Consider the following 1,860-nt stretch of genomic DNA (forward strand, 5'->3'; position numbering starts at 1 on the left):
TAAAAAATGTATGGTCTGCTCCGTTTTTGCAAGTAAAAGCTCGCTGTCAGAATACGTTTGTGTCAATGTATCCGGCCTGTTTGTGAACTATCTAGTGTTCTGGCCTTGATGGGATCCGCACGTTGTTGTCCTAATAAAGCGCTCAGTCATAAAAGACTGCTTTTTTAGCCAGGCTTCAACATCGTGGGTTGGTCTCTATCGGATAAGCCTGATGCTGAACTAGCTTCTAAAGCCTTGTATATGGCCTAGGAGCAACGGAGGCGACCTAAGAACGTGATGTTTCATTCAGATCAAGGATGCCAGTACAACAGTCGTAAATTTCGTCAAAGACTTTGGCGATATCGCATAACTCAAAGCATGAGTTGTCGGGGTAACTGTTGGGATATAGAGGATATACTCGATCATACTGACGGTGAAGATTTGACCCGTGCTGGGATTGATCAAGTATCTTTGTGTTGACCTGTCGATCTTCATTTGTCAGTAATTTCATTTCAATCAGTGCCAGTGACCTAATAGGAGCATTGTGCTGCATCGTCTGTGTCCAGTCCTGTCACTGTAACTATGAGGTTGAGTTGATATGAACTGTAATGACATTTCTAATAATTTAACATTAGGCGTTGATACGCATCTTGATAACCATGTTGCAGTGCTTGTTAACAGCATCGGTCAGGTTATCGATACCCAAGAGTTTATCGTAAATTCAAGTGGTTATGAACAGCTATACAAATGGTGTAAATCTTTTGGAACGGTGAAGCAAGCAGGCATAGAAGGCACTGGGACTTATGGTGCAGGCTTATGTAAATTCTTACAACAGAAGCAAATAAAAGTATTTGAAGTAAATAGACCCAATAGAGCAATGCGTAGACTGAGGGGTAAGTCAGATCCAACTGATGCTGAGAGTGCCGCTCGTTCAGTTTTAGCTAATGAATCTACAGCAATCCCTAAATCTCATGATGGCGTTGTTGAAGCTATGAGGTTCTTAGTTGTTGCCAGAAAGAGTTCTGTAAAAGCTAAAACACAAGCGATGAACCAAATACGTGCTTTATTGGTTACTGCACCTGAACATATACGAGAAAAATGTTATTTACCGTCAAGTTATCAATGTGTCATGGCATGTAAAGGAATTAAAGCATCTCCAGGCAGTTTGCTGGAGTCGACATTAGTGTCGATGCTAACTTTGCTTTCAGAGCGCTGGGAAGCTTTGTCAAAAGAATTAAAATCAATTGATAAGCAACTTAAAGCGTTGACATCTTCGTCTGCTTCAACGCTTTTAGAGTAATATGGTGTTGGGAGCTATGTTGCTGCCACATTGCTTGTCGCTGCTGGCGATAACCCTGAGTGCTTAAAAAAAGAATCTTCGTTTGCTGCCTTATGTGGAGTGACCCCATTGGAGGCGTCTTCTGGTAAGAATCAACGCCACAGACTGAATAGAGGTGGTGCGAGAGATGCAAACAATGCTCTTTGGACTGTCACATTGATACGTATGAGAAATGATTTTAGAACGAGGAAATATGTAGAAAAGCGACTGCAAGAAGGAAAAACAAATAGAGAAATTCAGCGGTGTTTGAAACGTTATATCGCTAGGGAGTTATACCCCATTATAGTATCTGACTTATCACAGCTCAGTTGAACTTGACATAGGAGCGTCAATGCTCCAATGGAGAGGCTATTTAGAAGCCTGAAAACTGAATGGGTACCCGCAACGGGTTATTTGACTCAAGCTCAAGCGAAGAGAGATATCAGCTACTACTTGATGGACTACTACAACCGACAACGGCCTCATCAAGCAAATGATGGGCTGTCACCAGTAAATGCCGAAAATCGGCTTAAATCTGTGTCCGGAATTTGTTGACCACTACA

Annotated in this window: 1 protein-coding gene and 3 pseudogenes; all 4 read left to right on the forward strand. The window is 41.9% G+C overall.

Going from position 1 to position 1,860, the window contains the following annotated elements:
- Positions 1–180 precede the first annotated feature (180 nt).
- Positions 181–384: pseudogene (locus IX95_RS26065) on the forward strand (DDE-type integrase/transposase/recombinase); the annotation flags it as partial.
- A 193-nt stretch (positions 385–577) separates the two neighbouring features.
- On the forward strand, positions 578–1,279 hold the full coding sequence (locus IX95_RS21000; RefSeq protein ID WP_200876950.1) for an IS110 family transposase: 702 nt from the start codon (positions 578–580) through the stop codon (positions 1,277–1,279).
- Positions 1,280–1,294: 15 nt separating this feature from the next.
- Positions 1,295–1,630: pseudogene (locus IX95_RS27110) on the forward strand (transposase); the annotation flags it as partial.
- An 18-nt stretch (positions 1,631–1,648) separates the two neighbouring features.
- A pseudogene (locus IX95_RS26070) lies at positions 1,649–1,852 on the forward strand (integrase core domain-containing protein); the annotation flags it as partial.
- Positions 1,853–1,860 lie beyond the last annotated feature (8 nt).

It is taken from the genome of Vibrio sp. B183 (assembly GCF_000740665.1).
Lineage (GTDB): Bacteria > Pseudomonadota > Gammaproteobacteria > Enterobacterales > Vibrionaceae > Vibrio > Vibrio coralliilyticus.